General features: G+C 72.1%; 22 protein-coding genes and 1 tRNA gene. 18 read left to right on the forward strand and 5 right to left on the reverse strand.

Translation table 11 applies throughout. From position 1 onward, the window contains the following. Window positions 1–68: 68 nt before the first annotated feature. Window positions 69–542: an SRPBCC family protein gene (locus ABZ128_RS14080; RefSeq protein ID WP_356848342.1), complete on the forward strand. Its 474-nt coding sequence runs from the start codon at window positions 69–71 to the stop codon at window positions 540–542. Between the two features lie 39 nt (window positions 543–581). Continuing rightward, window positions 582–653: transfer RNA gene (locus ABZ128_RS14085), tRNA-Val, on the forward strand. 69 nt (window positions 654–722) lie between these two features. On the opposite strand, the gene ABZ128_RS14090 is transcribed toward ABZ128_RS14085, so the two are convergent. Further along, on the reverse strand, window positions 723–1,448 hold the full coding sequence (locus ABZ128_RS14090; RefSeq protein WP_356848440.1) for a 3'-5' exonuclease: 726 nt from the start codon (window positions 1,446–1,448) through the stop codon (window positions 723–725). Window positions 1,449–1,664: 216 nt separating this feature from the next. Between ABZ128_RS14090 and ABZ128_RS14095 the strand changes: the two genes are divergently transcribed. Then, window positions 1,665–2,255, forward strand: a complete 591-nt coding sequence (locus ABZ128_RS14095) for a DUF4365 domain-containing protein (protein ID WP_356848344.1) — start codon at window positions 1,665–1,667, stop codon at window positions 2,253–2,255. Next, window positions 2,255–3,487, forward strand: coding sequence for a hypothetical protein (locus tag ABZ128_RS14100; RefSeq protein ID WP_356848345.1), 1,233 nt, complete (start codon window positions 2,255–2,257; stop codon window positions 3,485–3,487). Before ABZ128_RS14095 ends, ABZ128_RS14100 begins: the two co-directional genes overlap by 1 nt. On the opposite strand, the gene ABZ128_RS14105 is transcribed toward ABZ128_RS14100, so the two are convergent. Continuing rightward, window positions 3,484–3,978, reverse strand: coding sequence for a GNAT family N-acetyltransferase (locus tag ABZ128_RS14105; RefSeq protein ID WP_356848346.1), 495 nt, complete (start codon window positions 3,976–3,978; stop codon window positions 3,484–3,486). The genes ABZ128_RS14100 and ABZ128_RS14105 overlap by 4 nt on opposite strands. A gap of 279 nt (window positions 3,979–4,257) precedes the next feature. Between ABZ128_RS14105 and thrS the strand changes: the two genes are divergently transcribed. Then, window positions 4,258–6,234: a threonine--tRNA ligase gene (gene thrS / locus ABZ128_RS14110; protein ID WP_356848347.1), complete on the forward strand. Its 1,977-nt coding sequence runs from the start codon at window positions 4,258–4,260 to the stop codon at window positions 6,232–6,234. A gap of 18 nt (window positions 6,235–6,252) precedes the next feature. Here the strand turns inward: thrS and ABZ128_RS14115 are convergent, their stop codons facing one another. After that, entirely contained in the window at window positions 6,253–6,942 is a 690-nt protein-coding gene (locus ABZ128_RS14115; RefSeq protein ID WP_356848348.1) for a potassium channel family protein, read from the reverse strand. A gap of 67 nt (window positions 6,943–7,009) precedes the next feature. Here ABZ128_RS14115 and ABZ128_RS14120 point away from each other — a divergent pair, with 67 nt between their 5' ends. Then, window positions 7,010–7,570 carry an HIT domain-containing protein gene (locus ABZ128_RS14120; RefSeq protein WP_356848349.1) on the forward strand — a complete coding sequence of 187 codons (561 nt, stop codon included), beginning with the start codon at window positions 7,010–7,012 and terminating at the stop codon, window positions 7,568–7,570. Window positions 7,571–7,636: 66 nt separating this feature from the next. Here ABZ128_RS14120 and ABZ128_RS14125 read toward each other — a convergent pair whose 3' ends face one another. After that, entirely contained in the window at window positions 7,637–9,301 is a 1,665-nt protein-coding gene (locus ABZ128_RS14125; RefSeq protein WP_356848350.1) for a hypothetical protein, read from the reverse strand. A gap of 198 nt (window positions 9,302–9,499) precedes the next feature. After that, window positions 9,500–11,695: an elongation factor G-like protein EF-G2 gene (locus tag ABZ128_RS14130; RefSeq protein WP_356848352.1), complete on the reverse strand. Its 2,196-nt coding sequence runs from the start codon at window positions 11,693–11,695 to the stop codon at window positions 9,500–9,502. Between the two features lie 287 nt (window positions 11,696–11,982). Here ABZ128_RS14130 and pgsA point away from each other — a divergent pair, with 287 nt between their 5' ends. The 12 genes from pgsA (at window position 11,983) to secD (ending at window position 22,765) form a co-directional block, all read left to right on the forward strand. Next, on the forward strand, window positions 11,983–12,648 hold the full coding sequence (gene pgsA / locus ABZ128_RS14135; RefSeq protein ID WP_356848354.1) for a phosphatidylinositol phosphate synthase: 666 nt from the start codon (window positions 11,983–11,985) through the stop codon (window positions 12,646–12,648). Then, entirely contained in the window at window positions 12,648–13,553 is a 906-nt protein-coding gene (locus tag ABZ128_RS14140; protein WP_356848355.1) for a phosphatidylinositol mannoside acyltransferase, read from the forward strand. Before pgsA ends, ABZ128_RS14140 begins: the two co-directional genes overlap by 1 nt. Continuing rightward, window positions 13,550–14,719 (forward strand): glycosyltransferase family 4 protein, encoded by a 1,170-nt coding sequence (locus ABZ128_RS14145; RefSeq protein ID WP_356848356.1) that lies wholly within the window; start codon window positions 13,550–13,552, stop codon window positions 14,717–14,719. The genes ABZ128_RS14140 and ABZ128_RS14145 overlap by 4 nt, the downstream gene beginning before the upstream one ends. Window positions 14,720–14,772: 53 nt before the next feature. Then, window positions 14,773–15,315: a hypothetical protein gene (locus ABZ128_RS14150; RefSeq protein WP_356848357.1), complete on the forward strand. Its 543-nt coding sequence runs from the start codon at window positions 14,773–14,775 to the stop codon at window positions 15,313–15,315. Window positions 15,316–15,446: 131 nt separating this feature from the next. After that, entirely contained in the window at window positions 15,447–16,367 is a 921-nt protein-coding gene (pdxS, locus tag ABZ128_RS14155) for a pyridoxal 5'-phosphate synthase lyase subunit PdxS (protein WP_356848359.1), read from the forward strand. A 7-nt stretch (window positions 16,368–16,374) separates the two neighbouring features. Further along, entirely contained in the window at window positions 16,375–16,968 is a 594-nt protein-coding gene (pdxT, locus tag ABZ128_RS14160) for a pyridoxal 5'-phosphate synthase glutaminase subunit PdxT (protein WP_356848360.1), read from the forward strand. A gap of 57 nt (window positions 16,969–17,025) precedes the next feature. Further along, on the forward strand, window positions 17,026–17,778 hold the full coding sequence (locus ABZ128_RS14165; protein ID WP_030027908.1) for a YebC/PmpR family DNA-binding transcriptional regulator: 753 nt from the start codon (window positions 17,026–17,028) through the stop codon (window positions 17,776–17,778). A gap of 111 nt (window positions 17,779–17,889) precedes the next feature. After that, on the forward strand, window positions 17,890–18,426 hold the full coding sequence (gene ruvC, locus ABZ128_RS14170; RefSeq protein WP_356848362.1) for a crossover junction endodeoxyribonuclease RuvC: 537 nt from the start codon (window positions 17,890–17,892) through the stop codon (window positions 18,424–18,426). Continuing rightward, window positions 18,423–19,055 carry a Holliday junction branch migration protein RuvA gene (ruvA, locus tag ABZ128_RS14175; protein WP_356848364.1) on the forward strand — a complete coding sequence of 211 codons (633 nt, stop codon included), beginning with the start codon at window positions 18,423–18,425 and terminating at the stop codon, window positions 19,053–19,055. The genes ruvC and ruvA overlap by 4 nt, the downstream gene beginning before the upstream one ends. 61 nt (window positions 19,056–19,116) lie before the next feature. Beyond that, window positions 19,117–20,184: a Holliday junction branch migration DNA helicase RuvB gene (gene ruvB, locus ABZ128_RS14180; RefSeq protein WP_356848365.1), complete on the forward strand. Its 1,068-nt coding sequence runs from the start codon at window positions 19,117–19,119 to the stop codon at window positions 20,182–20,184. Window positions 20,185–20,346: 162 nt separating this feature from the next. After that, window positions 20,347–20,820 (forward strand): preprotein translocase subunit YajC, encoded by a 474-nt coding sequence (gene yajC / locus ABZ128_RS14185; RefSeq protein ID WP_356848367.1) that lies wholly within the window; start codon window positions 20,347–20,349, stop codon window positions 20,818–20,820. 154 nt (window positions 20,821–20,974) lie between these two features. After that, complete coding sequence (gene secD / locus ABZ128_RS14190; protein ID WP_356848369.1) at window positions 20,975–22,765, forward strand: protein translocase subunit SecD; 1,791 nt, start codon at window positions 20,975–20,977, stop codon at window positions 22,763–22,765. Window positions 22,766–22,768 lie beyond the last annotated feature (3 nt).

Raw genomic sequence — 22,768 nt, forward strand, 5'->3', positions numbered from 1 at the left:
CGCCCTGAGTACCCGCGGAACCGGGGGAGTAGCGCATACAGGGCGCTGCGGCGGGCCAGACTGGAGGCATGCAGCCCTGGAGCCGCTACCGCTTCCGCAGCGTGTGGGACCTCGACGCCCCGCCCGCCCGCGTCTACTGCGTGCTGGAGCAGGCCGGCCAGTACCCGAGCTGGTGGCCCCAGGTCCGCGGGGCCGAGCGGATCGACGAGCGCAGCAGCGCCCTGTGCATCCGCTCCGTGCTCCCGTACGAGATCAGGATGACCGCCACCCGACTGCTGCGCGATCCCGCGCGGGGCGTCCTGGAGGCGGCCCTGCACGGCGACGTCGAAGGCTGGGCGCGGTGGACCGTACGCCCGCGCCGGGGACCCGGCGGCAACGGGACGCGGGCGCTGTACGAGCAGGAGGTCGAGGTGCGCCGGCCGCTGCTGCGGACGCTGGCGCTGCCCGCGCGGCCCTTCTTCCGGCTGAACCACGCCCTGATGATGCGGGCCGGACGCCACGCCCTGGCGGCCCGTGTGGCCGCCCCGCCGGAAGCGGTTTGAACCAGACCCGGTGCCTCTTGTATTGTTCAGTCCGTTCCCGGGCGATTAGCTCAGCGGGAGAGCACTTCGTTCACACCGAAGGGGTCACTGGTTCGATCCCAGTATCGCCCACCGGGACAGGCCGGTCCGTCATCGACGGACCGGCCTTCCGCATTCCCGGACGGTTCCCCGGGCCCTTCCTCAGGCCGCGGCCGACACCTCGGGCCGCAGCGGCCAGTGCGGATCCACCGCCTCCGGCGTGCCCTGACGGGCGAACCACGCCTGCAGGCCGCGCGCCTGCGCCGCATGCCACACCGCCTGGAGGGTGTGGAGTTCGGCCGGGGTCAGCCGCTCCAGGCGGCCCGCGAACCGGCGCCCCACCGCCCGTACGACCTCCAGCGAGGCCAGCGCGTCCGCGGCCGCGTCGTGCGCGCCCTCCAGCTCTATGCCGTAGTGCGCGCACAGGTCCGTCAGCGTACGGCGGCCCTTGCGGTACCGGTCCAGGTGCTTGTCGAGCACCCGCGGATCCAGCACCGTCAACGGCCGGTTGTCCAGGTAGCGGGCCAGCGTCGACGCCCGGTGGCGGCGCAACTCCCGGTCCAGCAACGTCAGGTCGAACGGCGCGTTCATCACCACGACCGGCCGCCCCGCCACCTGCTGCTCCCCGAGTGCACGGGCTATCTCCTCCATGACCGGCGCGGGCCACCGCCCGTTGCGCTGAAGGTGGTCGTCGGTCAGACCGTGCACGTCCGTGGCCTCCGGGGGCACGGGAACACCCGGATTGACCAGCCAGCGGGTGGAGCGGACCCGGCCGCCCGCACACTCCTGCACGACGAGAGCGGCGGACACGATCCGGTCCTGCTCCACGTCCACCCCGGTCGTCTCCGTGTCGAATGCGGCCAGCGGGCCCTCGTACCAGCGCGTCATGGCGAACTCCTCGTCCCCGATCGGCAGATGGGCGCGCACCGATCACGCCGCCCTCGCCCGAGTCCGTGATACCCGGCCCGTTTGCGCCGTACGCCGTTTGCGGCCCCTCCGGTACGGAGACAACTTCCCCGGGGGGCCGTGCACATGACCGGTCGTCAATCCCGTCCCCTCCCGTCCCCCGAATCGGCAGAGCCCGGAAGGCAAGGGGAGCCGGCCATGGCGCTCGCGCAGCCCGAACCGGGCGGGGTGCTGCAGGGGCGGATCGACCCGCGGAACGAGCCGCGGAGCGGACCGCTGCGCGGCACACTCGCCACCACCGCCTGCATGGAGACCCTCCAGGTGGGATACCTCCACGCCGTCGCGGCCGCGGCCGGCTGCTCGCTCTCCCAGCCCTTTCCGGACAACGGCATCGACTGGCAGGTCAGCCACGGCGCGCCCGAACACGTCGTCGACGACGAGGTCACCATCAAGGTGCAGTTGAAGGCGACCTACCAGATCGCACCGCGACCGCCGGGCCCCACCTTCGCCTTCACCCTCGACAACGAGCACCTGGTGAAGCTGGCCCGCACACCGGTCGCCGTCCACAAGATCCTCGTCGTGATGCTCGTCCCGCGCGAGCGCGAGCAGTGGCTGTCCGCCGGGCACGACCGGCTCGACCTGCGGCACTGCTGTTACTGGACCAACCTCGCCGGACACCCCGTGACCGGCCGGCGCCGGACCACCGTACGGATCCCCACCACGCGGATCTTCGACGACCGTGCGCTGTGCGAGATCATGACCCGGGTCGGGTCGGGAGGGACACCCTGATGCACTGGCACGGACCGCACCACCTCGAACCGCTGTCGTCCCCTTCGGAGTACGCGGACTTCGCGGAGTCGGGGACCCCCGACCCCCTGCACGTCGACCCGGCCGTCCTGGGCGCGCTGCTGCACCGGCACGGCTGGCAGCGCCGGGGCGGGGCGGCCGGGCGGTACGGGCGCTGGACGCCGCCGGGGCGCCGGGGCACGAGCCTCCTCGTCCCGGAGAACCGGGCCTTCCCCGACTGCACCGACCTGCTGGAGGAGGCCCTCACCGCGCTCTCGCACAGCGGGCTGCCGTCGGCGCGCGAGGTGCTCTACGGGCTGAGCGTGCCCAGCGACGAGATCCGCTGGGAGCGGCAGATCCCGCAGGGCCCCGAGGGCCTGTACGGGCCCCGGGGCGAGGCCGCCTGGACGGTGCAGGAGCAGCTGCGCTCGGCCGCGCGGCAGCTCCTGCTGGCGGGGGCCCTCGCCGACCGGGCACGGGCCGGGTACTACGGGGCCCGGCACCGGGCCCAGGCCGAGCGGAGCCTGGACGGGATCCTGGTGGGCCCGGCCCCCGGCGGCCGCCGGCTCACCGCCTACGTGCCGGTGGACGGGGGGCGGGGCACGGTGACCCGGCTCCACCACGCCCTGCACGCGGCCCGTGAGGCCGTGGACTACCGGCGCGCCACCGGCGGCATGGAGGCCTTCGACGCCGCCGTGGAGGCGGGCGTCAGCCGGGAGCTTGCCGATGCGCTGATCGCGCTGGTGCGCGGTTCCGAGGGCGCCCGGATCGCGCTGGCCTGGGCGCCCGCCGCCGGGGTTCCGACAGGGTGCGCGGCCCGGCCGGAGCCGGTGGAGTTCTCCCCGGGGGACCTGCCGGTGCTCCGGGAGGCGGCGGCCCGCTACACCCGCGACGAGCCGGCGGTCCCGGTGCGGGTGGCGGGGGCGGTGGTCCGCATGCGCAGGTCGGCGCCGGGGGGCGGCGGGACCATACGGTTGCGGGTGCTGGCGGGCGCGGAGGTGCCGTACGTACGGGCGGTGCTCGACGAGGAGGCGTACCGGGTGGCGGGCCACGCCCACCTGGTGGGCCTGCCGATCCGGATCAGCGGCCGGCTGCAGCGCCGCGGCGGCTTCCGGCGGCTGACGGAGGCCGCGGACGTCACGCCCGTCCCCCTGGACGAGGTGGAACGCGACCGCCTGATGAAGTCCCTGGACGAGTCCCTCGACCCCACGGACGTCCTGCCGTCCGACGACTAGTTCTCCGCTGGTCCGCAGATCTCCCCGGGGCGGGTGAACGAGGCCATCAGCAGGCCGGGCGCCGGGGAGAAGGTCGCGCCGCGGACGAAGCCGAGGCGTGCGTACAGGGCGACCGCCGGGGTGTTCGCCGCGCCCGTCGTGACGATGATCCGGCGGCCGGGCAGGGCCTCGGTCAGCAGGTGGCGCAGCAGGAGCGAGGCGATGCCGCGTCGGAACCAGGAAGGGTCCACGCACAGCCGGTCCACGCACACGGAGCCGTCGGGCTCCTCCTCCCAGGCGAGGAACCCGGCGATCGCGCCGGACCCGTCGACCGCCCCCAGCCAGTGCAGGGGCCGTTCCCGCATCTCGGCGAGGCTCTCGCGGAGCGCGGGGATGCCGTCGAAGCCGATCAGCTCCGCCTCCACCGCGTAGGCGGCCCGCCCCACGGCGTGCACGGCGGCGGCGGTGCGGTCATCGTTCAGGTCCAGCGGTCGGACGGAGGCGCTCGGCATGCGGGGTCCCTTCGGAGGGGTCGGAGGGGTCGGCCCGGGAGGGGCGTGGCAGGGGCCGGTCCCACGCTAACCAAGCGCCCCGGACGCGCCCGGACCCGGGTCCGGGACGGGTGGGGGCCGGTGCGGGCGGGTGCTCGCGGGCGGGGCGTCCCGGGCGGGGCGCCGTAACCGTTTAGCGGCGCGGCCACTCGGCTCGGTACGATTCAGGCGCGCAGCGTTCGCTCGCGCATTCCTCCCTCGGCTCACGCCGGGAGGTGCCCCCAGAGTCAGGAGAGACCGGTGTCAGACGTCCGTGTGATCATCCAACGCGATTCCGAGCGGGACGAGCGCGTGGTGGCCACGGGCACTACGGCGGCCGAGCTCTTCGCCGGCGAGCGCACCGTCGTCGCCGCGCGGGTGGCGGGCGAGCTCAAGGACCTCGCGTACGCCGTCCAGGACGGCGAGACCGTCGAGCCGGTGGAGATCTCCTCCGAGGACGGTCTGAACATCCTGCGCCACTCGACCGCGCACGTCATGGCGCAGGCCGTGCAGGAGCTCTTCCCCGAGGCCAAGCTGGGCATCGGCCCGCCGGTCCGGGACGGCTTCTACTACGACTTCGACGTCGCCAAGCCGTTCACCCCCGATGACCTCAAGGCCATCGAGAAGAAGATGCAGGAGATCCAGAAGCGCGGCCAGCGCTTCTCCCGCCGCGTCGTCACCGACGAGGCCGCCCGCGAGGAGCTCGCGGACGAGCCGTACAAGCTGGAGCTCATCGGCATCAAGGGTTCCGCCTCCACCGACGACGGGGCGAACGTCGAGGTGGGCGGCGGCGAGCTGACCATCTACGACAACCTCGACGCGAAGACCGGCGAGCTGTGCTGGAAGGACCTCTGCCGCGGTCCCCACCTGCCCACCACCCGCACCATCCCGGCCTTCAAGCTGATGCGCAACGCCGCCGCCTACTGGCGCGGCAGCGAGAAGAACCCGATGCTCCAGCGCATCTACGGCACCGCGTGGCCCTCCAAGGAGGAGCTGAAGGCGCACCTCGACTTCCTCGCCGAGGCCGAGAAGCGCGACCACCGCAAGCTCGGCAACGAGCTGGACCTCTTCTCCGTCCCCGACGAGATCGGCTCCGGCCTCGCCGTCTTCCACCCGCGCGGCGGCATCATCCGCCGGGTCATGGAGGACTACTCGCGCCGCCGGCACGAGGAGGAGGGCTACGAGTTCGTCTACTCCCCGCACGCCACCAAGGGCACCCTCTTCGAGAAGAGCGGCCACCTGGACTGGTACGCGGAGGGCATGTACCCCCCCATGCAGCTCGACGGTGGTACCGACTACTACCTCAAGCCCATGAACTGCCCGATGCACAACCTGATCTTCGACGCGCGCGGCCGCTCCTACCGCGAACTGCCGCTGCGCCTGTTCGAGTTCGGCACCGTGTACCGGTACGAGAAGTCGGGCGTGGTGCACGGCCTGACCCGCGCCCGGGGCTTCACCCAGGACGACGCGCACATCTACTGCACCCGTGAGCAGATGGCCGAGGAGCTCGACCGCACCCTCACCTTCGTGCTGAACCTGCTGCGCGACTACGGTCTGACCGACTTCTACCTGGAGCTGTCGACCAAGGACCCGGAGAAGTTCGTCGGCTCCGACGAGGTCTGGGAGGAGGCGACCGCCGTCCTCCAGCAGGTGGCCGAGAAGCAGGGCCTCCCGCTGACCCCCGACCCGGGCGGCGCGGCCTTCTACGGTCCGAAGATCTCGGTGCAGGCGCGCGACGCCATCGGCCGCACCTGGCAGATGTCGACCGTGCAGCTGGACTTCAACCTGCCGGAGCGCTTCAACCTGGAGTACACCGCGCCCGACGGCTCCCGGCAGCGGCCGGTCATGATCCACCGCGCGCTGTTCGGCTCCATCGAGCGGTTCTTCGCCGTGCTGCTGGAGCACTACGCGGGCGCCATGCCGCCGTGGCTGGCCCCGGTCCAGGCGGTCGGCATCCCGATCGGCGACGGGCACGTGGAGTACCTGCAGGAGTTCGCCGCCGAGGCGAAGAAGAAGGGCCTGCGGGTCGAGGTGGACGCCTCCTCCGACCGCATGCAGAAGAAGATCAGGAACCACCAGAAGCTCAAGGTGCCGTTCATGATCATCGTCGGTGACGAGGACATGGCCGCGGGCACCGTCTCCTTCCGCTACCGCGACGGTTCGCAGGAGAACGGCATCCCCAAGGACGAGGCGCTGGCCAAGCTGGCCAAGGTCGTCGAGGACCGCGTCCAGGTCTGACGCCGGGTCCTGCGGCACTCACGAAGGGGCCCCCGGGAAGCCACCGCTTCCCGGGGGCCCCTCCTCGTCCTCCCGGCGGAAGACCTGGAGCAGCCACGAGGAGAACGAGCCCGTCACCGCGCCCAGCAGGGCCAGTCCGCAGAGCATCAGACCGCTCGCGATCACCCGGCCCATCGTGGTCACCGGGGCCACGTCGCCGTACCCCACGGTCGTCAGCGTCTCGCACACCCACCACACCGCGTCCCCGAAGGTCCGGATCGATCCGCCCGGGGCCCGCCGCTCGTGGTGGTAGACGCCCAGCGCCCCCGCGAAGCCGATCAGCAGGGACGAGAGCCCCGCGTACGTGATCACGCGGGCGTACAGGCCGCGGCGCGGGCGGTCCCTCCGGGCCTGGACCGCGTCGTGCACTTTGACCACGCGCAGCGGCCGCAGCAGCGGCAGGACCAGGACGAGGGTGTCCAGCCCGTGGCGGCGGACGAAGCGCAGCGGTGGCAGCGGGCTCAAGGCCATGCGCACCACGTAGTCGCACAGGAAGCACAGCCACGTCACCACCACCAGGACGAGGGCGGTATCCCGCCAGATCCCGGCCGAGCCGGGAGCGAGCACGCGGACCGCATACGCCGCGAGGAAGACCAGGGAGGCGCAGAGCAGCGGCAGCTCGCTGCGGCGCTCCCACGCGCGGTCCCGGGTCTCGGCCGTGTCGTCCATGGGCCCAGCATCGCGCCCGCGGAGCCCGTCCCCGCCCCGGCGACACGCCCGGCCGGGGCAAGGTCATATGCTGCATCCCATGACGACTGAGCCGGAGCAGCAGGTCGGTGTGGGCACGCAGGACGCGTTCCAGCGTCTGTGGACGCCCCACCGGATGGCGTACATCCAGGGGGAGAACAAGCCGAGCGGCCCGGAGGCCGGGGACGGCTGTCCCTTCTGCGGGATTCCGGAGATGTCCGACCAGGACGGCCTGATCGTGGCGCGGGGCCGGCACGTGTACGCCGTGCTGAACCTGTACCCGTACAACGGCGGCCACCTCATGGTGGTCCCGTACCGGCACGTCGCCGACTACACCGAGCTCGACGCCGCCGAGACCGCCGAGCTCGCCGACCTCACCAAGCGGGCGATGGTCGCGCTGCGCAAGGCGTCCGGAGCGCACGGCTTCAACATCGGCATGAACCAGGGCGCCGCCGCCGGGGCCGGCATCGCCGCGCACCTGCACCAGCACATCGTGCCCCGCTGGGGCGGGGACACGAACTTCATGCCGGTCGTCGGCCACACCAAGGTGCTGCCGCAACTCCTCGCGGACACGCGCCAGATGCTCGCCGACGCCTGGCCGCAGGGCTGACCTGCCCGAGGTGTCGCCGGCCTGGCTCCTGCGTCGCCGACGTGCCCACCGGGTCGCCGACCCGCCCTACGCGTCGTAGACGTCCGCCTTGCGGGGTGCGGCGTCCTGGACGAGGCCGCTGACGATCAACGAGCGGTTGGAGAAGCGTTCGATGTCGACGCCGTTCTCCTCCAGGACCCGCATCGCGGCGGTGTGCACCGCCCGCAGGACCGGGGTCGCGGCGCGCAGCGCGTCGTCGGCCATGAAGCGGTGCCGCCAGGGCTGGCCGGCCCAGGCGTGCCGCAGCCCGAAGGGCTCCGGCAGGACCAGCTTGCCGCCGAGGAAGTCCAGGATCGGCGGGTACCAGGTCAGCGGGGCGCGGACGGCGAGGCGGACCACCTCCTGCGCGTCCACCAGCGGCAGCGGCCGCTCGACGGTCTCCCAGAACCGGATCGACTTCGGCACCTCGACCTTCGGCGCCTCCGACTTGGTGGTGAACAGGCCGTGCACGGGGCCGAGCGCGTGCCCGGTCACCTCCACCCGCAGGGTCTTGTAGAGCACGGTGACCGTCACCAGCATCGTGATGACGAGCTGGCCGTCCCACAGCGGGTACTGGATGCCGAGGTAGTGCCGGTTGCCGCCGCTGAACTGCTGCTCGTTGCAGATGCGGGTGATCTCGTGCGGCTTGACCAGGAAGGTGTCCACGTCCTCACCGGTGGGGCGGGCCACCTCCTTGGCGCCCTCCCCGACCGGCGTGACGATCCAGTGCTGTATCGAGGCGGGCGGCAGTCCGCCGGTGTGCAGCGGGCCGCGCTCCAGCTTGCGCAGCTCGGTGTCCACGGCCCGTATGACGTCCCAGCTGCGGAAGGGGTGGATCTCCGCGCCCTCGGTCCGGGGGACCAGCTCCTCGGCCAGCTGCCAGCTGCCCCAGCGGGTCCCCATGCCGAGGATGCCCTTGGGGCCGGCGTAGAAGACGGAGTTGCTGCGGTCCTCGGCGGTGAGCTTGGCCAGGGAGTGGCGCAGGTCCTCGCGGGCCTTCTCGTCGGGGTTGCCGGGAACCGCCTCGGGGATCTTGGCGCCGATGCCGCCGCCGGACAGCAGCCCGTCCCAGCGCGAACGCATGTCGGCCGCGGTGCGCTCGCACAGGCGGCGGGCGAGGAACCAGCCGAGGGCCGGTGCGATGACCATGCCGCGCAGGTAGATGCCGAGGAAGCCGGTGAACGGCAGCCTGAACATGAGGACCGCCACGACGCCGCCGACGCCCACGAGCAGGGCGGTGCCCACCCAGGAGCGCTTGGCGTCCTTGGCGGACAGGGACTTGCGGAGCTGGAACAGGCCCAGCCACAGCAGCAGTCCCGGCAGGAAGAGCACGCCGCAGACCAGCACGATCAGGCGCAGCCTGCGGTCGCGCTCCTTGCGCAGGCGCGTGGCCGCGAGGCAGTGCTCCACGACGGTCTGCGGGTCGGCGCCGAAGGACTGGATGAGCGGTTTGCGGCCGGGGGCGAGGGTGCGGGCCTCGACGGCCCGGCAGAAGGCCTCGCCGAGGTTGGGTTCGAAGAGGGAGATCTTCGGCGGCTTGACCGTGGACTCGTGGTACTCGTTGTTGGCCTGGAGGATGGCGGACAGCCGGCTGTCCTTGCCGCCGTCCCGGTACGCGGCCGAGGCGAGGGCGTTGGTCGCCGCGGTCTGGCCCCCGCCGCCCTGGAGCGGAATCTGTGCCCCGGGACTGAAGTCGAATCCGTCGTCCGCCACCGCTGCCCCCCTCGCCGAGCGTTGCGCTCTTCTGTTCGTGCGCTCGTGTGCTGTTGTGCCGTGCTCTTTACCGCTTTATCGCCTTACCCCGCTGATGAGCCTATCGGCGGACGGCGCCCCGTGGTGACGGGACGGGGAAATGCCACCCCACCCCACCGCACGCGGTGGGGTGGGGTGGCCGATCCGATGCCCTGTCAGTCAGGTTCCCTTCTCCGCCTGTTCCCGCACCTTGTCGGCGATCTGCGGCGGCATGGGCTCGTGGCGGGCGTAGGTCCGCGTGAACCGGCCCGTGCCGTGGGAGACGGAACGCAGCTCGACGGCGTAGCGGCCGATCTCGATCTCGGGAACCTCGGCACGGACCTGCGTGCGGCCCGCGCCTGCCTGTTCGGTGCCGACGACCCGGCCGCGGCGGCCCGCGAGGTCGCTCATGACGGGGCCGACGTACTCGTCGGGGACGAGGACGGCCAGTTCGGCGACCGGTTCGAGGAGGTGGATGCGGGCCTCGGCGGCGGCCTCGCGCAGGGCCAGGGCGCCGGCGGTCTGGAAGGCGGCGTCGGAGGAGTCCACCGAGTGCGCCTTCCCGTCGAGGAGGGTGACGCGCACGTCGACCAGCGGGTAGCCGGCCGCGACCCCGCGGGCGGCCTGGGCCCGTACGCCCTTCTCGACGGACGGGATGAACTGCCGGGGCACGGCGCCGCCGACGACCTTGTCGACGAACTCGATGCCGCTGCCGGCCGGGAGCGGTTCCACCTCGATCTCGCAGATGGCGAACTGGCCGTGTCCGCCGGACTGTTTGACGTGCCGCCCGCGTCCGGCGGCCTTGGCCCCGAAGGTCTCGCGGAGGCTGACCTTGTGCGGGACGGGGTCGACCTGGACTCCGTAGCGGGTGCGCAGCCGCTCCAGGGCCACGTCCTGGTGGGCCTCGCCCAGGCACCACAGGACGACCTGGTGGGTGTCGGGGTTGTGCTCCAGCCGCATCGTGGGGTCCTCGGCGACGAGCCGGGCCAGGCCCTGGGAGAGCTTGTCCTCGTCGGCCTTGCTGTGCGCCTCGATGGCCAGGGGCAGCAGCGGGTCGGGCATCTGCCAGGGCTGCACCAGCAGGGGCCGGTCCTTGGCGGAGAGGGTGTCGCCGGTCTCGGCGCGGCCGAGCTTGGCCACGCAGGCGAGGTCGCCGGCGATGGCGTGGGTCAGGGTGCGCTGCTGTTTGCCGAAGGGGGAGGTGAGGGTGCCGATCCGTTCGTCGACGTCGTGGTCCTCGTGCCCCCGGTCGGCCAGTCCGTGGCCGCTGACGTGCACGGTCTGCTCGGGCCGCAGGGTGCCGGAGAAGATGCGGACGAGGGAGATGCGGCCCACGTACGGGTCGGAGGCGGTCTTGACGACCTCGGCGACCAGGGGGCCCTCGGGATCGCAGGTCACGGCGGGGCGCTCCGCGCCGTCCGGCGTGGTGACGGCGACGGGGGCCCGCTCCGCGGGGGTCGGGAAGCCGCCGGTGATCAGTTCCAGGAGTTCGACGGTGCCGAGCCCCTGGCGGGCGCCCTCGGCGGCCGGGGCCGCCATCAGGACCGGGTGGAAGGTCCCCCGGGCCACGGCGCGCTCCAGGTCGTCCACGAGCGTCTTGACGTCGATCTCCTCGCCGCCGAGGTAGCGGTCCATGAGGCTCTCGTCCTCGCTCTCGGCGATGATCCCCTCGATCAGACGGGCCCGGGCCTCGGTGATCCGGGCGAGCTCCTCGGGGCCGGGGTCGCGCTCGACCCGCTCCCCGGAGTCGTACGCGTACACGCGCTGCGAGAGCAGGCCGACGAGGCCGGTGACGGGGGCGTGGCCGTCGGGGCCGGGGGGCCCGTACAGGGGGAGGTACAGCGGGATGACGGCGTCCGGGTCGTCGGCGCCGAAGATCTCGCCGCAGACCGAGGTCATCTGCTCGTAGTCGGCCCGGGCCGCCTCCAAATGGGTGACGACGATGGCCCTGGGCATGCCGACGGCCTCGCACTCGTCCCAGAGCATGCGGGTGGCGCCGTCGATGCCGTCCGAGGAGGAGACGACGAAAAGGGCCGCGTCCGCGGCGCGCAGACCGGCCCTGAGCTCCCCGACGAAGTCGGCGTATCCGGGGGTGTCCAAGATGTTGATCTTGATTCCGCCCCATTCCACCGGGACGAGGGACAGCTGTACCGACCGCTGCTGCCGGTGTTCGATCTCGTCGTGGTCCGAGACGGTGGCGCCGTCCTCGACCCGGCCGGCCCGGTTGATGGCTCCGGCGGTCAGGGCCAGGGCCTCGACCAGCGTGGTCTTCCCGGATCCGGTGTGGCCGACCAGCACGACGTTCCGTACGGAAGAGGGGCGGTCGGCCGTCAGTGCCCTGCCGGCGGCTCCGGCTTGGTGTGATGTGGCTCCCATGGTGCTCGTGCCTCCCGGTGTGGCGGTGAGGAGGTTGATCGGGGTCCTTCGAGCTTTGCACTGCCGTCACACTGCGTCCATACGTAGTACCCCCCGGCGGGGTGCGGGAGCCTCCCCGGCGGGCCTCCACGGGTGCCCTACCGGCGGTAAGGCGCCCGTGCACCGGCTCTGCGGCGATTGTCCGGCGTGAACCGTGGGTGCGCGGCATGGCGGACCGGGGCGCTGGCTACGATGGGCCAGCCGGTGGCCGATGGGGCCGTACGGCCCAGCGACCCTCCGGGAAGGCCATGCTGAACAAGTACGCGCGTGCATTCTTCACGCGTGTTCTCACGCCATTCGCCGCTTTTCTGCTCCGGCGGGGGGTGAGCCCGGACGCCGTCACCCTCATCGGCACGGCCGGAGTGGTGGCGGGAGCGCTGGTCTTCTTTCCGCGGGGGGAGTTCTTCTGGGGCACGATCACCATCACCCTCTTCGTGTTCTCCGACCTGGTGGACGGGAACATGGCCCGCCAGGCCGGCACCTCCAGCCGCTGGGGCGCCTTCCTCGACTCCACCCTCGACCGGGTGGCCGACGCGGCGATCTTCGGCGGGCTCGCCCTGTGGTACGCCGGCTCCGGGAACGACAACGTGCTGTGCGCGGTGTCGATCTTCTGCCTCGCCAGCGGCCAGGTGGTCTCGTACACCAAGGCCCGCGGCGAGTCGATCGGGCTGCCGGTGGCCGTCAACGGGCTGGTCGAGCGCGCCGAGCGGCTGGTGATCTCGCTGGTCGCGGCCGGCCTCTCCGGCCTGCAGACCTTCGGGGTGCCCTCGTGGATCGGGGTGGTGCTGCCCGTCGCGCTGTGGATCGTGGCGGCCGGCTCGCTGGTCACGCTGATCCAGCGGGTGGTCACCGTACGCCGTGAGGCGGCGGAGGCGGATGCCGCGGCGTCGGCCTCCGAAGCGGGCGCGGCCTGATGGGCCGGATGCAGGACAAGCTGGTCGACGGGGTGTACGGGCTCGGCTGGGCCGGGGTGAAGAAGCTGCCCGAACCGGCCGCGGTGGCCCTCGGCCGGCGGATCGCCGACTACGTGTGGAAGCGGCGCGGCAAGAGCGTCCTGCGGCTGGAGTCGAACCTGGCCCGCGTGGTGCCGCAGGCGGGACCGGAGCGGCTGCGGGAGCTGTCGCGGGCCGGCATGCGCTCGTACATGCGCTACTGGATGGAGTCCTTCCGGCTGCCGGCCATGGCCCCGGAGCGCTTTGGCACGGACGTCGAGATCAAGGACGAGCACCTGCTGCGCGAGGCCCTCGCCTCGGGGCGCGGCGTGATCGTCGCCCTGCCGCACCTGGCCAACTGGGACCTGGCCGGAGCCTGGGTCACCGGGCACGTCGGGGTCGGTTTCACCACTGTCGCGGAGCGGCTCAAGCCCGAGTCGCTGTTCGACCGGTTCGTGGCCTACCGCGAGAGCCTCGGCATGGAGGTGCTGCCCCACAACGGCGGCGCCGCCTTCGGCACCCTGGCGCGCCGGCTGCGCTCCGGCGGCATGATCTGCCTGGTCGCCGACCGCGACCTGTCGGCCTCCGGGGTCGAGGTGGACTTCTTCGGCGCGGCGGCCCGCATGCCGGCCGGGCCGGCGCTGCTCGCCCAGCAGACGGGCGCCGCGCTGCTGCCGGCCACCCTGCACTACGGGGACACGCCGAAGATGTACGGGCGCATCCACCCCGAGGTGGAGGTGCCCAGGGCGGGGACCCGCACCGAGAAGACGGCCGCCATGACCCAGGCGCTGGCGGACGCCTTCGCCGAGGGCATCGCCGAGCACCCGGAGGACTGGCACATGCTCCAGCGGCTGTGGCTGGACGACCTGGAGGAGCGCTCCGCGTGAATATCGGCATTGTCTGCCCGTACTCGTGGGACGTGCCCGGCGGGGTCCAGTTCCACATCCGCGACCTGGCCGAGCACCTGATCCGCCGCGGCCACGAGGTCTCCGTACTGGCCCCGGCCGACGACGAGACGCCGCTGCCGCCGTACGTGGTCTCGGCGGGGCGGGCGGTGCCCGTGCCGTACAACGGGTCGGTGGCCCGGCTGAACTTCGGCTTCCTGTCCGCCGCCCGCGTCCGGCGCTGGCTGCACGACGGCGTCTTCGACGTGATCCACATCCACGAGCCGACCTCGCCCTCGCTGGGCCTGCTGGCCTGCTGGGCCGCCCAGGGGCCGATCGTGGCCACCTTCCACACCTCCAACCCGCGCTCACGGGCCATGATCGCGGCCTACCCGATCCTCCAGCCGGCCCTGGAGAAGATCAGCGCCCGGATCGCGGTGAGCGAGTACGCCCGGCGCACGCTGGTCGAGCACCTGGGCGGGGACGCGGTGGTCATCCCCAACGGCGTGGACGTGGACTTCTTCGCCTCGGCCGAGCCGAAGGCCGAGTGGTCCGGCATGACCCTGGGCTTCATCGGCCGCATCGACGAACCCCGCAAGGGGCTGCCGGTGCTGATGGCCGCCTTCCCGCGGATCGTGGAGGCCTGCCCGGACGTACGCCTGCTCGTGGCGGGCCGGGGCGACGAGGAGGAGGCGGTCTCCTCCCTGCCGCCCGCCCTCCGCTCGCGCGTCGAGTTCCTCGGCATGGTCTCGGACGAGGACAAGGCCCGCCTGCTGCGCAGCGTCGACGTGTACGTGGCGCCGAACACCGGCGGCGAGAGCTTCGGCATCATCCTGGTCGAGGCCCTCTCCGCGGGTGCGGCGGTCCTGGCCTCGGACCTGGACGCGTTCGCGCAGGTCCTCGACCAGGGAGCGGCGGGCGAGCTGTTCATCAACGAGGACCCCGAGGCCCTGGCCACGGCGGCGGTCTCCCTCCTGCGCGACCCGGCCCGCCGCGCGGAACTCAGCGCCCGCGGCTCGGCCCACGTACGGCGCTTCGACTGGTCGACGGTCGGCGCGGACGTCCTGGCGGTCTACGAAACGGTGACGGACGGCGCGACGGCGGTCGCCGCGGACGAACGCACCCCCCTCCGCACCCGCCTGGGCCTCACCCGCGACCCGTCCCCCTGACCCGCCCGGGGTGGGCCGTGCGGGGGACGCGGTGACCGGTAGAGTCGCGCGGCGTGATCGAAACCCTTGTGTGGATTGCCCTGGCGCTCGGCGTGGTCGGGGTGTACCTCAGTTGGACCGCCGGGCGGTTGGACCGGCTGCATACGCGGATGGACGCCGCCCGGGCGGCCCTTGACGCACAGCTCGTGCGGCGGGCCTCCGTGGTGCTGGAGGTGGCCACCTCCGGGGTGCTCGACCCCGCCTCCTCGATCGTGCTGTACGAGGCCGCCCATGCCGCCCGCCAGGCCGAGGAGGAGCAGCGCGAGGTCGCCGAGAGCGAGCTCAGCCAGGCGCTGCGCGCGGTGTTCGCCGATGCCGGCCAGGTCGAGGCGCTCAAGGCCGCCCCCGGCGGCGAGGCCGCCGCCGAGGAACTCGCCGCGGCCGTGCGGCGGGTGCCCATGGCGCGGCGGTTCCACAACGACGCCGTACGGGCGGCCCGGGCGCTGCGACGGCACCGCAAGGTGCGGTGGTTCCGGCTGGCCGGGCATGCGCCCTTCCCGCTGGCCTTCGAAATGGACGATGAGCCTCCGGTGGATCTTGCGGATCGGCCGACTTAGACCGCATGGAGCCTCCGAAAGGGCCACTCGCTCCATATTGGCCCTTGCAGTGGACTGGTCGGGGAGGGTTTCCTCAGCCGAGTACGTCAGGCACGTACACCGAGTTCCACCAGCCCGAGTGAGGTCAATCCGTGAGCACGCTTCCCTCCACCCCGCAGTCCGCTGAGTCCTCGGCGATCGGCACCTCCCGCGTCAAGCGCGGCATGGCCGAGCAGCTCAAGGGCGGCGTGATCATGGACGTGGTCAACGCCGAGCAGGCCAAGATCGCCGAGGACGCCGGCGCCGTGGCCGTCATGGCCCTGGAGCGGGTGCCCGCCGACATCCGCAAGGACGGCGGCGTCGCCCGCATGTCGGACCCGAACATGATCGAAGAGATCATCGACGCCGTCTCCATCCCGGTCATGGCCAAGTCCCGCATCGGCCACTTCGTCGAGGCCCAGGTCCTGCAGTCCCTCGGCGTCGACTACATCGACGAGTCCGAGGTCCTGACCCCGGCCGACGAGGTCAACCACTCCGACAAGTGGGCGTTCACCACCCCCTTCGTCTGTGGCGCCACCAACCTGGGCGAGGCCCTGCGCCGCATCGCCGAGGGCGCGGCCATGATCCGCTCCAAGGGCGAGGCCGGCACCGGCAACGTCGTCGAGGCCGTCCGCCACCTGCGCCAGATCAAGAACGAGATCGCCAAGCTGCGCGGCTTCGACAACAACGAGCTGTATGCCGCCGCCAAGGAGCTGCGCGCCCCGTACGAGCTCGTCAAGGAGGTCGCCGAGCTCGGCAAGCTCCCGGTCGTGCTGTTCTCCGCCGGTGGCGTCGCCACGCCGGCCGACGCCGCCCTGATGCGCCAGCTCGGCGCCGAGGGCGTCTTCGTCGGCTCCGGCATCTTCAAGTCGGGCGACCCGGCCAAGCGCGCCGCCGCCATCGTGAAGGCCACCACCTTCTTCGACGACCCGAAGATCATCGCGGACGCCTCCCGCAACCTGGGCGAGGCCATGGTCGGCATCAACTGCGACACCCTCCCCGAGGCCGAGCGCTACGCCAACCGCGGCTGGTAGTACCGACATGACGAACACCCCCGTGATCGGTGTCCTGGCCCTGCAGGGCGACGTACGGGAGCACCTGATCGCCCTGGCCGCGGCGGACGCCGTGGCCAGGCCGGTCCGGCGTCCCGAGGAGCTCGCCGGGGTCGACGCCCTGGTGATCCCCGGCGGCGAGTCCACGACGATGTCGAAGCTCGCCGTCCTGTTCGGCATGCTGGAGCCGCTGCGCGAGCGCGTGCGGGCCGGCATGCCCGTCTACGGCACCTGCGCCGGCATGATCATGCTCGCCGACAAACTGCTCGACGGCCGTGACGACCAGGAGACGCTCGGCGGTATCGACATGATCGTCCGCCGCAACGCCTTCGGCCGCCAGAACGAGTCCTTCGAGGCGCAGATCGACTTCGCCGGCATAGCGGGCGGCCCCGTCGAGGGCGTCTTCATCCGCGCCCCGTGGGTCGAGTCGGTCGGCGCCGCCGCCGAGGTGCTCGCCACGTACGACGGCCACACCGTCGCCGTCCGCCAGGGCAACGTGCTGGCGACCTCGTTCCACCCCGAACTGACCGGCGACGACCGCGTCCACGCGTACTTCGTCGACATGGTGCGCGCGGGACTGTAATCAGGTCCCGGTAGGATCGGAGACGAACACTGTTGGTTACGCGAAGGAGACAGGCGGATGTCCGGCCACTCTAAATGGGCTACGACGAAGCACAAGAAGGCCGTGATCGATGCCAAGCGCGGCAAGCTCTTCGCGAAGCTGATCAAGAACATCGAGGTCGCGGCCCGCATGGGCGGCGCTGACATCGACGGCAATCCGACGCTCTTCGACGCCGTTCAGAAGGCCAAGAAGCAGTCGGTCCCGAACAAGAACATCGACTCCGCGGTCAAGCGCGGCGGCGGCCTCGAAGCCGGCGGCGCCGACTACGAGACGATCATGTACGAGGGCTACGGTCCGAACGGCGTCGCGGTGCTCATCGAGTGCCTCACCGACAACCGCAACCGCGCCGCCTCCGACGTCCGCGTCGCCATGACCCGCAACGGCGGCTCCATGGCCGACCCCGGCTCGGTCTCGTACCTGTTCAACCGCAAGGGCGTCATCATCCTGCCCAAGGCCGAGCTGACCGAGGACGACGTCCTCGGCGCGGTCCTGGAGGCCGGTGCCGAAGAGGTCAACGACAACGGCGACACCTTCGAGATCATCAGCGAGGCCACCGACCTGGTCGCGGTCCGCACCGCGCTCCAGGAAGCCGGCATCGACTACGACTCGGCCGACTCCAGCTTCGTCCCGACCATGCAGGTCGAGCTCGACGAAGAGGGCGCACGCAAGATCTTCAAGCTGATCGACGCGCTGGAGGACAGCGACGACGTGCAGAACGTCTTCGCCAACTTCGACGTCTCGGACGAGGTCATGGAGAAGGTCGACGCCTGATCCCAGGAGTCTGCAGGTCAGCAGCGGGTCGACGGGACACACCCCGTCGGCCCGCTGCTTTGTCGGTGGCACCGGATAGCCTGCAACGCACGGAGCGGAAGAGGGGGGCAAGTGCGCGTACTCGGTGTGGACCCGGGGCTGACGCGGTGCGGCGTCGGCGTGGTCGAGGGGGTCGCCGGACGGCCCCTGACCATGGTCGGCGTCGGTGTGGTCCGCACCCCGGCGGACGCCGAGCTCGGCCTCCGGCTCGTCGCCATCGAGCAGGGCATCGAGGAGTGGCTGGATGAGCACCGGCCCGAAGTCGTCGCCGTGGAGCGGGTGTTCAGCCAGCACAACGTGCGTACGGTGATGGGGACCGCGCAGGCCAGTGCCGTCGCCATGCTGTGCGCCGCCCGGCGCGGGATACCGGTCGCCCTGCACACCCCCAGCGAGGTCAAGGCCGCCGTCACCGGCAGCGGCCGGGCCGACAAGGCGCAGGTCGGGGCCATGGTGACCCGGCTGCTGCGGCTCGCCGCCCCGCCGAAGCCGGCCGACGCCGCCGACGCCCTCGCACTCGCCATCTGCCACATCTGGCGGGCCCCCGCCCAAAGCCGCCTCCAGCAGGCGGTCGCCCTGCACGCCTCCGCCTCGAAAGGCCGCCCCTCATGATCGCGTTCGTCAGCGGCCCGGTCGCCGCACTCGCCCCCGCCCTGGCCGTGATCGAGGTCGGCGGAGTGGGGATGGCCGTTCAGTGCACGCCGAACACCATCGCGGGCCTGCGCATCGGCGAGACCGCGCGGCTGGCCACCTCCCTGGTGGTGCGGGAGGACTCCCTGACGCTCTACGGCTTCGCCGACGACGACGAGCGCCAGGTCTTCGAGCTGCTCCAGACCGCGAGCGGGGTCGGGCCCCGGCTGGCGCAGGCCATGCTCGGGGTGCACAGCCCGGACGCGCTGCGGCTGGCCGTCGCCTCGGGGGACGAGAAGGCCCTGATGGCGGTCCCGGGCATCGGCAAAAAGGGGGCGCAGAAGCTGCTCCTGGAGCTCAAGGACAAACTGGGCGCGCCGCTGGGCACGGGCGCCCTGGTGGGCGCCCAGCGGGCCGCCGCCCAAGGGCCGGCCCCGTGGACCGAGCAGCTCTCCGCGGCCCTCGTCGGCCTGGGCTACGCGGCCCGGGAGGCGGAGGAGGCCGTCTCCGCGGTGACCCCGCAGGCCGAGGCGGCCCTCGCGGCCGGCGGCCCGGCCCCGGTCCCGCAGCTGCTGCGCGCCGCCCTTCAGACCCTGAACCGCGCCCGCTGACCGGAGCGCTCCCGCGGCGCGACGACGATCACCGTACGAACCGAGAAGGCAGACTGACACCGTGAACTGGGACGACGAGAGCGACCGGGACGAGCGCATTGTCGCGCCCGCGGCGGACGGCGAGGACACCGCCGTCGAGGCGGCACTGCGCCCCAAGGACCTCGGCGAGTTCGTCGGCCAGGAGAAGGTCCGCCAGCAGCTGGACCTCGTCCTGAAGGCCGCCCGCCAGCGCGGGGCCACCGCGGACCACGTCCTGCTCTCCGGCGCCCCCGGCCTGGGGAAGACCACCCTCTCCATGATCATCGCCGCGGAGATGGGCGCGCCCATCCGGATCACCTCCGGACCCGCCATCCAGCACGCCGGAGACCTCGCCGCCATCCTCTCCTCCCTCCAGGAGGGCGAGGTCCTCTTCCTCGACGAGATCCACCGCATGTCCCGGCCCGCCGAGGAGATGCTCTACATGGCCATGGAGGACTTCCGGGTCGACGTCATCGTCGGCAAGGGCCCCGGCGCGACCGCGATCCCGCTGGAACTGCCCCCGTTCACCCTGGTCGGGGCGACGACCCGGGCCGGGCTGCTGCCCCCTCCGCTGCGCGACCGCTTCGGCTTCACCGGACACATGGAGTTCTACGCGCCCGAGGAGCTGGAGCGCGTCATCCACCGCTCCGCACGCCTGCTCGACGTGGAGATCGACCCCGCGGGCGCCGCCGAGATCGCCGGGCGCTCCCGCGGCACCCCGCGCATCGCCAACCGCCTGCTGCGCCGCGTCCGCGACTACGCGCAGGTGCGGGCCGACGGCGTGGTCACCCGGGAGGTGGCCGCCACCGCCCTGCAGGTGTACGAGGTGGACGGGCGCGGGCTGGACCGGCTGGACCGGGCCGTCCTGGAGGCGCTGCTCAAGCTCTTCGGCGGCGGGCCCGTCGGCCTGTCGACCCTCGCCGTCGCGGTGGGGGAGGAGCGGGAGACCGTGGAGGAGGTCGCGGAGCCCTTCCTCGTCCGCGAGGGCCTGCTCGCCCGTACCCCCCGCGGGCGGGTCGCGACCCCCGCCGCATGGGCTCACCTGGGGCTTGTCCCGCCTCAGCAGGGCGGGAGCGGATCAAGCGGACAACAGGGCCTCTTCGGGGCCTGACGGCGCGGAGGTTCGACCGCTCAGGAACTGCGGTGCCATGCTGGGCGTTGTTCCATCGGTGCGGACTCGCCTAGACTCCGCCGATGCCGACCCTTCCGGTCGGTATGCCCACCCCCGTAGAAAAGGCCGCCGCATGTGCGGTCGTGCGAAGGACCTACGTCCGTGAATCTCTCATTCCTCCTCCCCATCCTCCTGGGTGTCGGCGCCATGTTCCTGCTGACCCGCAGCCAGAAGAAGAGGCAGCAGCAGGCCGCGCAGATGCGCGACCAGATGACGCCGGGCACCGGCGTCCGCACCATCGGCGGCATGTACGCCACGGTGAAGGAGATCGGCGACGACACCGTCACCCTTGAGGTGGCCCCCGGCGTCCACGCGATCTACGCCAAGAACGCCATCGGCGCCGTCCTGGAGGACGCGGAGTACAACCGCATCGTCCACGGCATCGTCGAAGATCCGACGATCGACGCGCCGGAGGTCCCCGACGACGCCTCGTCGCTGACCGGGACCGAGGACGGGTCCGCGGGCGCGGACGCGGCCGGGACCGGGACGCCGAAGCTCGACCTGGGCAAGAAGGACGAGCCCGAGGACGAAGAGCCCAAGGACGGCAAGGCCGACGGCGACGCCGGCGCGAAGTAGCACGCGCACGGCCGGGGGCCGCGGGCGCCTGACCGGCAGCCTTCGCGGTCCCCGTCAGTGACACTTCTGCGGGGGGCAGGGGTCCCCACACACATTTCGTGGCCGTCCGCGCGCTGACCCGGCGCGGGACGGTTGGACAGGGAGATACGACAAGGTGGCAGCACCGAAGAAGGGCCGGCGGCCCACGGGGGCTCAGGGGAGGCCGGGGCGCGCCCTGGCCGTCATCCTGATCGCAATGGTGGCGCTCACCGCGGGGATGTTCCTCACGAAGCAGACGACCCCCCGGCTCGGCATCGACCTCGCCGGCGGTACGAGCATCACGCTCAAGGCCAAGAGCGAGCCCGGCAAGCCGGACGCGATCAACGAGACCAACATGAACACGGCGGTCGGCATCATCGAGCGCCGCGTCAACGGTCTCGGCGTGACGGAGGCCGAGGTCCAGACGCAGGGCCGCGACCACATCATCGTGAACATCCCCAAGGGGACGAACGAGCAGCAGGCCCGCGAGCAGGTCGGCACCACCGCCCAGCTCTACTTCCGCCCGGTCCTGGCCTTCGCCGACGGCGCCCCCGTGGCCCCCGAGGCCACGCCGAGCCCCTCCGCGAGCGGCGCCGGCGCCCCCAAGGCCGAGGGCAGCAAGCCCAGCGCCCAGGCCACCCCGTCGTCCAGCGCCACTTCCCAGGGCCGTGCGCTCAGCGAGGCCCTCAAGGCCCCGGCCGCGCCCACTCCCTCGCCCTCGGCGAGCGAGTCGAAGAAGGCAGATGACACCAAGGCCCCGGCGCCGACCCCGGCCCCCTCGGGTGCCGATGCGGCCGCCGCCGACCTCCAGGCCAAGTTCGCCGCGCTGGACTGCACCAACGAGGCGCAGCGCGCCGCCGCCGGCAAGGGCGCCAAGCCCGAGGAGCCCACGCTCGCCTGCGGCAAGCGCGGCAACGCCTGGGGCAAGTGGATCCTCGGCCCTGCCGGTGTCGCCGGTACGGACGTGAAGGACGCCAAGGGCGTCATCGACCCGCGGCGCGGCCAGTGGATCGTCACGATGGAGTTCACCGACAAGGGCGCCGACAAGTTCGCCAAGATCACCGGTGAGCTCGCCACCAAGCAGATGCCGCAGAACCAGTTCGCCATCGTGCTCGACGGCGAGGTCGTCTCCGACCCCTCCGTGAGCCAGGCGCTGACCGGCGGCAACGCCGAGATCTCCGGCGGCTTCACCCAGCAGTCCGCGCAGGACCTGGGCAACATGCTCTCGTACGGCGCCCTGCCGCTGTCCTTCCAGGAGGACAGCGTCACCACGGTCACCTCCGCACTCGGCGGCGAGCAGCTGAAGGCCGGCCTGATCGCCGGCGCCATCGGCCTCGCCCTCGTCGTGATCTACCTGCTCGTGTACTACCGGGGCCTGGCGTTCATCGCCATCATCAGCCTCCTGGTGTCCGCGATCCTCACCTACACGATCATGGCGCTGCTCGGAAAGGGCATCGGCTTCGCGCTGAACCTGCCCGCCGTCTGCGGTGCGATCGTCGCGATCGGCATCACCGCGGACTCGTTCATCGTCTACTTCGAACGCATCCGCGACGAGATCCGCGAGGGCCGCACCCTGCGTCCCGCCGTGGAGCGTGCCTGGCCGCGCGCCCGGCGCACCATCCTGGTCTCCGACTTCGTGTCGTTCCTGGCCGCTGCGGTGCTGTTCATCGTGACCGTCGGCAAGGTGCAGGGCTTCGCCTTCACCCTGGGTCTGACCACCCTGCTCGACGTGGTCGTGGTGTTCCTCTTCACCAAGCCGGTCATGACGCTGCTGGCCCGTACGAAGTTCTTCTCCAGCGGTCACCCCTGGTCCGGACTGGACCCGAAGCGGCTCGGCGCCAAGCCGCCGCTGCGCCGGTCCCGCCGTACCGGTCCCGGTACGGGCACCGGTACCGTCACCGCTCCCGTCGACGTAAAGGAGGCGTGAGAG

Source organism: Streptomyces sp. NPDC006326 (assembly GCF_040612915.1).
Taxonomy (GTDB): Bacteria; Actinomycetota; Actinomycetes; order Streptomycetales; family Streptomycetaceae; genus Streptomyces.

What these genes read in the sequence shown, in the direction of transcription:
- ABZ128_RS14080 (WP_356848342.1), top strand. Translation starts at nt 69, where the DNA reads ATGCAGCCCTGGAGCCGCTACCGCTTCCGCAGCGTGTGGGACCTCGAC.
- ABZ128_RS14090 (WP_356848440.1), bottom strand. Translation starts at nt 1,448, where the DNA reads ATGACGCGCTGGTACGAGGGCCCGCTGGCCGCATTCGACACGGAGACG.
- ABZ128_RS14095 (WP_356848344.1), top strand. Translation starts at nt 1,665, where the DNA reads ATGGCGCTCGCGCAGCCCGAACCGGGCGGGGTGCTGCAGGGGCGGATC.
- ABZ128_RS14100 (WP_356848345.1), top strand. Translation starts at nt 2,255, where the DNA reads ATGCACTGGCACGGACCGCACCACCTCGAACCGCTGTCGTCCCCTTCG.
- ABZ128_RS14105 (WP_356848346.1), bottom strand. Translation starts at nt 3,978, where the DNA reads ATGCCGAGCGCCTCCGTCCGACCGCTGGACCTGAACGATGACCGCACC.
- ABZ128_RS14115 (WP_356848348.1), bottom strand. Translation starts at nt 6,942, where the DNA reads ATGGACGACACGGCCGAGACCCGGGACCGCGCGTGGGAGCGCCGCAGC.
- ABZ128_RS14120 (WP_356848349.1), top strand. Translation starts at nt 7,010, where the DNA reads ATGCTGCATCCCATGACGACTGAGCCGGAGCAGCAGGTCGGTGTGGGC.
- ABZ128_RS14130 (WP_356848352.1), bottom strand. Translation starts at nt 11,695, where the DNA reads ATGGGAGCCACATCACACCAAGCCGGAGCCGCCGGCAGGGCACTGACG.
- pgsA (WP_356848354.1), top strand. Translation starts at nt 11,983, where the DNA reads ATGCTGAACAAGTACGCGCGTGCATTCTTCACGCGTGTTCTCACGCCA.
- ABZ128_RS14140 (WP_356848355.1), top strand. Translation starts at nt 12,648, where the DNA reads ATGGGCCGGATGCAGGACAAGCTGGTCGACGGGGTGTACGGGCTCGGC.
- pdxT (WP_356848360.1), top strand. Translation starts at nt 16,375, where the DNA reads ATGACGAACACCCCCGTGATCGGTGTCCTGGCCCTGCAGGGCGACGTA.
- ABZ128_RS14165 (WP_030027908.1), top strand. Translation starts at nt 17,026, where the DNA reads ATGTCCGGCCACTCTAAATGGGCTACGACGAAGCACAAGAAGGCCGTG.
- ruvA (WP_356848364.1), top strand. Translation starts at nt 18,423, where the DNA reads ATGATCGCGTTCGTCAGCGGCCCGGTCGCCGCACTCGCCCCCGCCCTG.